Annotated in this window: 9 protein-coding genes; 1 reads left to right on the plus strand and 8 read right to left on the minus strand. The window is 56.3% G+C overall.

The genetic code is table 11. The annotated features are described in order from the left end of the window. Positions 1-82: 82 nt before the first annotated feature. A complete protein-coding gene (locus VGE55_RS06365; protein ID WP_331130854.1) occupies positions 83-1621 on the plus strand; it encodes a helicase HerA-like domain-containing protein in 1539 nt (512 codons plus the stop codon). 3 nt (positions 1622-1624) lie between these two features. Here VGE55_RS06365 and VGE55_RS06370 read toward each other — a convergent pair whose 3' ends face one another. The 8 genes from VGE55_RS06370 to VGE55_RS06405 all read right to left on the minus strand — a co-directional run. Beyond that, positions 1625-2371: a flagellar brake protein gene (locus tag VGE55_RS06370; protein WP_331130855.1), complete on the minus strand. Its 747-nt coding sequence runs from the start codon at positions 2369-2371 to the stop codon at positions 1625-1627. Next, on the minus strand, positions 2368-2652 hold the full coding sequence (locus VGE55_RS06375; protein WP_331130856.1) for an EscU/YscU/HrcU family type III secretion system export apparatus switch protein: 285 nt from the start codon (positions 2650-2652) through the stop codon (positions 2368-2370). Before VGE55_RS06375 ends, VGE55_RS06370 begins: the two co-directional genes overlap by 4 nt. Then, positions 2642-3937 (minus strand): flagellar hook-length control protein FliK, encoded by a 1296-nt coding sequence (locus VGE55_RS06380; RefSeq protein ID WP_331130857.1) that lies wholly within the window; start codon positions 3935-3937, stop codon positions 2642-2644. Before VGE55_RS06380 ends, VGE55_RS06375 begins: the two co-directional genes overlap by 11 nt. Positions 3938-3965: 28 nt before the next feature. Then, positions 3966-4313 (minus strand): flagellar protein FliT, encoded by a 348-nt coding sequence (locus VGE55_RS06385; RefSeq protein ID WP_331130858.1) that lies wholly within the window; start codon positions 4311-4313, stop codon positions 3966-3968. 23 nt (positions 4314-4336) lie between these two features. Beyond that, on the minus strand, positions 4337-4732 hold the full coding sequence (fliS, locus tag VGE55_RS06390; protein WP_331130859.1) for a flagellar export chaperone FliS: 396 nt from the start codon (positions 4730-4732) through the stop codon (positions 4337-4339). A 101-nt stretch (positions 4733-4833) separates the two neighbouring features. Further along, positions 4834-6477: a flagellar filament capping protein FliD gene (gene fliD / locus VGE55_RS06395; RefSeq protein WP_331130860.1), complete on the minus strand. Its 1644-nt coding sequence runs from the start codon at positions 6475-6477 to the stop codon at positions 4834-4836. Between the two features lie 23 nt (positions 6478-6500). Beyond that, positions 6501-6845 carry a flagellar protein FlaG gene (locus tag VGE55_RS06400; RefSeq protein ID WP_331130861.1) on the minus strand — a complete coding sequence of 115 codons (345 nt, stop codon included), beginning with the start codon at positions 6843-6845 and terminating at the stop codon, positions 6501-6503. A 252-nt stretch (positions 6846-7097) separates the two neighbouring features. Then, positions 7098-7545: flagellin (locus VGE55_RS06405; protein ID WP_331130862.1), on the minus strand; the 448-nt coding region annotated here is incomplete at its 5' end.

A 7545-nucleotide genomic window follows, 5' to 3' on the forward strand; every position in this document is an offset into this window, starting at 1 on the left:
CCGGCCGTGTATTCCCGGGCTGTGGCACAATCGTTGACATGCTTTCACTGTGCTGTGCATTCAACGACTGGAGCCACCGTCCATGATTTCCCCTCTTCCCGTTGCAAAATCAACCTCCGCTGAGCTTTGCCTGCTGCCGGCACTGGCCAACCGCCACGGCTTGATCACCGGCGCCACTGGCACGGGCAAAACCGTGACGCTGCAGGTGATGTCGGAAGCGTTTTCCCGCATTGGTGTGCCGGTGTTCATGGCCGATGTGAAAGGTGACCTCACAGGCCTGTCTCAACCGGGCAAATCGTCCCCCAAACTGCTGGACCGTTTGAGTGCCAATGGCATCCCTGTGCCCGAGTTTGCTGGGTTTCCCGTCACCCTGTGGGATGTGTTGGGCAAACAGGGGCACCCGGTGCGCGCGACGGTGAGCGACTTGGGGCCCTTGTTGCTGGGCCGTTTGCTCAACTTGAACGACACGCAGGAAGGTGTGTTGAACCTGGTGTTCAAGATTGCCGACGACAACGGTCTGGCCCTGCTGGACCTGAAAGACCTGCGCGCCATGCTGCAATTTGTGGGTGACAACGCGAAAGACTTCACCACCCAGTACGGCAATATTTCCGCCGCGTCGATTGGTGCCATTCAGCGCGGTTTGCTGAGCCTGGAAAGCCAAGGGGCAGACCAGTTTTTTGGTGAGCCGATGTTGAACATTGCCGACATGATGCAAACCGATGGCCAGGGCAGGGGGGTGATCAATATTTTGGCGGCCAACCAGCTCATGAATGCGCCCAAGCTGTATGGCACTTTCCTGTTGTGGTTGTTGTCAGAGTTGTTTGAGAACTTGCCCGAGGTGGGCGATGTGGACAAACCCAAGATGGTGTTTTTCTTCGACGAAGCGCACCTGTTGTTCAACGATGCACCCAAACCCCTGATTGAGAAAGTGGAGCAAGTGGTTCGCCTGATCCGCTCCAAAGGTGTGGGTGTGTACTTTGTGACCCAAAACCCGCTGGACGTGCCTGAGACGGTGTTGGGCCAGTTGGGCAACCGGGTTCAGCATGCCTTGCGGGCGTTTACACCCCGCGATCAAAAAGCGGTGAAGGTGGCTGCAGAGACCATGCGGCCCAACGCGGGCTTGAACATTGAGAGTGCCATCACCGAGCTGGGGGTGGGCGAGGCCCTGGTGTCGTTTCTGGATGCAAAGGGCACTCCCAGCCCGACGAATCGGGCGTGGATTTACCCACCGGCCAGCCAGTTTGGTCCGGCCACGGCCGAGCAGTGCAAAGTGTTGATGGAGCAATCGATTGTTGCGGGCGTGTACGAGCAGGCAGTTGACCGTGAGTCTGCCTTTGAGCTTCTGCGGGACCGCGCTGCCAGTAAGGCAGGCTCACCCAATGAGCCTGTGCCCGTCAATACACCCCAGACCACTAGCACGGGCGGAGATGGCAGTGGCAGTTTTGGTGGCTTGGGCGATTTGTTGTTCGGTAAAACAGCGGGAAGCGGTGGCCGTCAACGGCAAAGCGTGGCGGAAAGCATGGCCAAAAGCGCGGCCCGGGCCATTGGATCACAAGTGGGCCGGGAAATTGTGCGCGGTATCTTGGGGTCCATGCTCGGCGGGGGTTCCCGCCGTCGCTAGGGGTTAAACATGCTGGGCTGAGCGCTGTCGTCGTTCTGTGGCCAACAAAAAGCGTTGCAGGCGGCGCTCGGCGCCTCGCTCCAGCAACGTCATTTCACAGCCCAGTTGCAACTGGTCGGGTTCGTCCAGTTGGGGTTTGATGTTCCGAACTTCCAGATTCACCAACATGGAGCCTTCACCATCGGGCAGCGTGAGTTGGGCATTCCGGAACAGGTGGCCAGACTCCATGTCGGCCTGCTTGTTGACCAACAAACCCACGCCAGCCAAGCTGATGTCCAGCAGGCAATGCAGGGTTTGCAGGCCAGGTACGGTCAGTCGAACCTGGCGATTCAGTTCCGTGTCGGCCACCACCCGGAAATAATTGCGGCGCTGTAGTCGCACCAAGGTTGTGGGCATGGCAATCCGCAATGCGTCCGCACCTTCAAAGGAGTCGGCCACCATGCCGATTCCGCTGAATTGTACTTTCACGCCGTCGGGAAAACTCACGATGGTGAATTCGCACTGTGCATCACACCCTTGTGCCAATTGTTTGTCATAGGGTGTACCCAACCACAGCACGCCACGGTTCCAGTCCAGGTGGAGTATTTCGGTGACAAACTGAACGCCGCTGCCTTTGAGGAACACATACAATTCGTGCTCATCGTCCAGCATGGTGCTCAGTAGCTTTCGGACCATGGGCTCGGAAGCCAGTGTGAATTCTTTGAGCAAATCTGGATCGAATTCAGGCTGAATGGAGATGGAATGACTCATGAAACCCTCTGTTCACGTTGTTCGACTTGATAAACCCAGGCCAGCAATTCGGCGATTGCTTGGTACAGGCCTGGGGGAATTTGTTGGTCCAGGTCAATGTTCATGAGCAAGGAGACCAGCTCGCGGCTTTCATGAACAAACACGCCCGACTCTTTGGCTTTTTGAATAATGTGCTCTGCAATCAACCCTTTGCCCTTGGCCACCACCTTGGGTGCCCCCGAGTTTTCCAGGTAGGCCAGTGCAACAGCCTGCTGTGCCGTCAGTGTGTCTTTAGTCCCCATGGCTTTGCTCCACAACAAATTGACCATGGTTCAACCGCAACCCTTGTTGTTGCATGGCTTGCTGGAATTCACCCCAGTAGGGGTCCATGGCCTGCTTGCTGGCGGACGATCCTTCAATCGTGACGTCACATTGAGAACCTACCATACGCACCCGAACATGCAGCACACCCAAATGTGCCATGTCCAGCTTGAGTCTGGCAACCCAGGGGCGTACACCGGCCGACTCATCGTCCTTGGGGTCTTCAGGCTGGTGTTGGTCCTGTTCAATTTCAACTTGTAGGTTTTGACCGAGCAAGCCCTGCAGATTCAGCACAATGCGGGCATGGTCGAGTGTGGCCAACTGCGCATTCACCATGCGCGCCGATTGCTCCACAGATGCCGGGTTCAGGCCTTTGTCGCCAATGATTTGCTCGGCGCCAAAACGGGCTTGTGGCTCTTGTGCCAATTGGTCCACCGTGCGCTGGCCCATGACCCATTGTTGCAAGTGGCTTTCATAAAACAAGCCGCTGTTTTCCACAGCTTCGCTGACTTGTTGGGCCAACGCATGCGTCAACCCAGAATTCAGGTGAAGCTTGCTTGCATCGGTTTTTTGAAGGTGTTGTGGCGTGTTTGCCCCTGTTGCTGTGTTCAACAAAGACTGTGGTGGTTTTGAGTTGTCTTTGCTGGTCAGCAATGTTGGATCGGTTGTTGTTGGGCCCGCTTGCGCCGCGGCCGCCTCGGCACGACCCTGCAATTGGGTGCTGAGTTGTTCCAGGCTTTTCATCACTTGGGTCGAGACGGTGGTTGGCTGGTTTTGTCCCAACCGTTCCAGCAAACCAATCAACCGGGCGCCGCCCGACAGGCGGTCCACAAAGCTGGACGACTTCTGGCCTTCCTCGTCGGCGTTGTCGCCGGTCGTGATGAGTGGTGCCGCAGTGTTGCGAACATCCTGAACTTTGCGGCTGCCTGTGGGGTTTGCACCCAGGCCCTCCAGCTTGTCATTCAGTGCAAAGGCCACTGTCACCAATTCACCCGCGGTCAATTGCCGACCCGGTGGTAGTTTGACAGACAGGTTCTGACCTTCGAATTCCAGCTCGGCCTGATTGCCAGGCCCGCCCTTTAACACGCGGACCAGGGCTGTTTGGCCAGCGAGTTGCTGCGCCCGGGGCAGGGGAAGCTGGCGAGACAGCACCGCCACAATCGGGGCGACTTCGCCTTTGTCGGCGCTGACCCGGTCGCCCGGGTTCGCCTGAAGTACAGAGTTGAGTGTGGCCGGAGTCTGGCTGCGTAGCGGTGTCAATGACATGAGACGCAGCCTCCCGGCCTATCGGGCTTTAGTTGGACCCGTAGGAGTTGCTCAGGCGTTGGCTATTGCTGGCCGCGCGGAGAAACTCCTCGAGTTGACGCAAACGAGGTTCGGTGATGTTGCGAATGGCTGCATCGTCTGCGAGGATTTTTTTCAAGTAACCAATGTGCTCGGTGCGCTCACGGTCGTCGAGTTCAACGGCTTTGATTTCCTTGATGGTTTGCAACTCATGGATCAAACGCGAGCAATGCTCTTCCGCTGCGCACAGCCCATCCCAATCACCTTCTTTGGCCGCGTTCAACATGGCCTGGCTTTGGTTGGCAATGGCCGCATACAGCCGCATGACAGCAGCGTTGTGTTCCTTGTTCAGCATCATGGTCGTCCAGTCCTTGTATTTGATTATTTTTCGAGGGTTGCTGTGGACCCGATCTCAAGCCATGCACTGCGCAAATCATCGAGCAGGTTGATGCAGGTGTCGAGTCGTTCGGGGTTGTTTTGCACATTGGCCAGAACCAGTTCTTTGCCAATGTAATCGTAGAGAGCCAGGAGTTGTTCGCCCAGTGGACCGCCCGCTTCCACGTTCAAAGAGGCAGTCAGGCCGTCCTTGACAATGCGCAGGGCTTTGTCGATGGACTTCACTTTCATCTCGACATCGTTCATCTCGAGATAAATGCGCGCCTTCCGGATGGCTTCGATTGCGCCATCGTAAAGCATCACAATCAAGCCATGGGGAGAGGCACTGTTGATGCCCGTCTCCAGACCGACCTGTGCATAAGCTTTTGCGCCGTACATCATGGGAACAATCACCCGGTTGTTTGTCTATTACACATGGTACCGATCCATCCGCTGTTTCAAGCCCTTAAAAACAGGGGTTTTCCACCACTGTTCAGCGCTTTTTACTTCGACAGCGCGGCCAGTTGTTGCGACAAGTACGAACTGGTCCGCTGCATGCTTGAAAGCATGGTGTCCAGTGCACTGAACTGGGCGCGATAGCGCTTCTCCACCATGTCCAACCGTGTGTTCAGGTCAGCAGTCTGTTTGTCCAGGCGTTTAACCTGGGCATTCAAACCATCTGTTCTGGACACCAGTGCACCACCTTCGGCATTCAGACTGTCAATCCAGTCGTTCAGGCGGCTGGCCAACCCTTTGCTGTAGGTGATGGTGCCCAGTGCACCGGATGTTCCTGCTGTAACGGACAATTGCAAGCCTTCCGCATTGGTACCTGTTGCCGCCGTGAGGATGGTGTCCACGCCCGTTCCAGCCACACCGCCAATCGTGCCGGCGATGTTGGTGCCGCCGCCGCCCGCGGTGGTGATGTTCACGGCATAGGTGCCTTCCAGGGTTTTGGACGTACCCCCCATGTATTTCACGCGTGCGTCAGTGGTCACACCGGTGTTGGAGAACAGTTTTTGAAGCACGGCGGGGTCGTTGGCCATGGCAGTGTCCAACTTGGTTTTGTTGAGCGACAGCACACCCGTGTTGTCAAAACTCAAGCCCACGTCACTCAACGACAGGCCATAGGCACTCACCGTGTCGCGCAAAATATTTCGCAAACCGCGTTCCAGCGATGAGGGTGTGGTCTCTTTCGACAGTGTGGCGTCTTTCTGTTGCTGGTCTTTCAGGTTGCCGCGAATTTTGTTGTAAGCCGCAACGAAGCCATCCAGCGTGCTTTTCAGGGACGTGTCGTCCAGTCCCACAGTCACAGCCACGGGGCTGGTGGTGACAGCTTTCAGGTTCAGCGTCACGCCGTCAATGGCATCAGTCACGTTGTTGCTGGACTTGGTCACTGCCAAGCCATTGATAGTGAAATTGGCATTCTGGGCCAGTTGCAGCGTGGAGGCGTTTTTACCAGCGCCCGCCACGGCGGTGGGGTCGAATGCAATTTGCGACAGGCCAGTGGTGTCGGTGTTGTTGCCATCAGCATCGGACACATCCAGTTTGAAACCCAGGTCTGCACCGGTGTCTGCACTGGTTAGCACCAGTCGGGAGCCTGTGCCGTCGTTGATGATGGAGGCAGTCACCCCGGCATTCGCATCGTTGATGGCCTGTTTGATCCCGCTCAGGGTTTGCTGGCCCGCTCCAATGTTGATGGTCACAGGTGTTTTCGCAGCATTGGCGGTAAAGGTGTTGGTACCCGAATTGTAATTGCCCAGTGTGAGCGTCAACGAGCCAGTGCCCACCACGGTGTCGGCGGTGGCTACAGAGGGTGCTGCCACGCTTTGCGCTTTGGCCAGCTGGCTGACTTCGATGTTGTACGTGCCTTTGGTGGCGGTCGAGCTGGCCGTGGCACCCACGATGGTGTCCGACGCAGAGGTTGCTTTCATCGGGTTCAGCGTGCCAAGGCTTGTGAGCTTTTGGGCGGCCGTTTGCAAATCTGCAAACGAATTTTTGATGATGCCGTAAATCGAAATCTTGGTGTTGATCTGGGTTTTCTGGTCGCTGATGGTGGCCAGCGGTTTTCGCTCAGCCGCCATCAGTTGGCTGATGATGCCTTCAATGTCCAAACCAGACCCAACGCCTGCCGATGAAATCGCTGCCATTGCTCAACTCCTGTTCTCGGGGGTCATGCCTGAGTCGACATCAACACACCCTGCATTTTTTCAATCGCCTTGGCGATTTTCAACATTTCCACCGAGGGGATTTGCCGCAGCACTTCCTCGGTTTCCTTGTCCACCACTTGCACAATTTGCTGGCCACTGTCGGGATCCACCATGAACTTCAGATTGGACTGGTTGCTCTGCAGTGCCGCATTGGCTTTTTGAACAATTTCCACCACTTCGCCGGGTGTCAGTACGGCGGCATCCCCCATGATGGATTTCTGGATCGCGGGTGGATCGTTGTTGGCCTTGACAGTCTCCGGTGTACGCGGAAGCGCTGTCGCCAAATCATTGAAATTGGAAATGTTCATGTTCGCCACCTCAGGAGTCTACGAGGGATGAGTGGTTAGCCATGACTCAATTAACGGCACCTTTCCCCCGTTTCTTTAGCTTCAGCCCAGGGATAAATCGACGTTTTTGGCGAAAATCTGTTTGATGTTGATGCAATGCTTGATTATGTGGTGCTGTTGTACAGAAAATAAAAAATATCGGTGCTGGAAAAGGTGTGACTTAATCCGAAAAGTTGTTTTTAAAAAGCAACTTCCGGATTAAGTCAACCGGATTTACTTCAACAAGCTCAACACGTTGTTGGGCAGTTGGTTGGCCTGGGCGAGCATGGCGGTGCCGGCCTGCTGGAGGATCTGCGAGCGTGTGAGCGCAGCAGTTTCCTTGGCGAAGTCGGCGTCCATGATGCGGCCACGGGCTGTGGACAGGTTGGTGTTCTGGATGTCTGCGAAGGCAGCCACTTGCTCCAGACGACTCTGGCCGGCACCGACCACGGCACGGATGCCGGTGATGGCGTCAATCGAGGCGTCGAGCTGAGTGATCGCGGTGGTGGCGTTGGCCACAGTGTCCACACCGCCCAGGTTGGCTTGAATGGAAGCCGCACCGTTGGTCAGGATGGTGGTCAAATCGTTGCCGGCGCCGGTGGCGTCATCGGTCAGGTTCACGGTCAGCGTGTCGGTGGCGGCGTTGCCCGTTCCAATCTGGAAGGCCATGCTCTTGTTGGCT

Source organism: Limnobacter sp. (genome assembly GCF_036405155.1).
Lineage (GTDB): Bacteria > Pseudomonadota > Gammaproteobacteria > Burkholderiales > Burkholderiaceae_B > Limnobacter.

What these genes read in the sequence shown, in the direction of transcription:
- VGE55_RS06400 (WP_331130861.1), bottom strand. Translation starts at nt 6,845, where the DNA reads ATGAACATTTCCAATTTCAATGATTTGGCGACAGCGCTTCCGCGTACA.
- fliD (WP_331130860.1), bottom strand. Translation starts at nt 6,477, where the DNA reads ATGGCAGCGATTTCATCGGCAGGCGTTGGGTCTGGTTTGGACATTGAA.
- fliS (WP_331130859.1), bottom strand. Translation starts at nt 4,732, where the DNA reads ATGATGTACGGCGCAAAAGCTTATGCACAGGTCGGTCTGGAGACGGGC.
- VGE55_RS06365 (WP_331130854.1), top strand. Translation starts at nt 83, where the DNA reads ATGATTTCCCCTCTTCCCGTTGCAAAATCAACCTCCGCTGAGCTTTGC.
- VGE55_RS06385 (WP_331130858.1), bottom strand. Translation starts at nt 4,313, where the DNA reads ATGATGCTGAACAAGGAACACAACGCTGCTGTCATGCGGCTGTATGCG.
- VGE55_RS06370 (WP_331130855.1), bottom strand. Translation starts at nt 2,371, where the DNA reads ATGAGTCATTCCATCTCCATTCAGCCTGAATTCGATCCAGATTTGCTC.
- VGE55_RS06380 (WP_331130857.1), bottom strand. Translation starts at nt 3,937, where the DNA reads ATGTCATTGACACCGCTACGCAGCCAGACTCCGGCCACACTCAACTCT.
- VGE55_RS06375 (WP_331130856.1), bottom strand. Translation starts at nt 2,652, where the DNA reads ATGGGGACTAAAGACACACTGACGGCACAGCAGGCTGTTGCACTGGCC.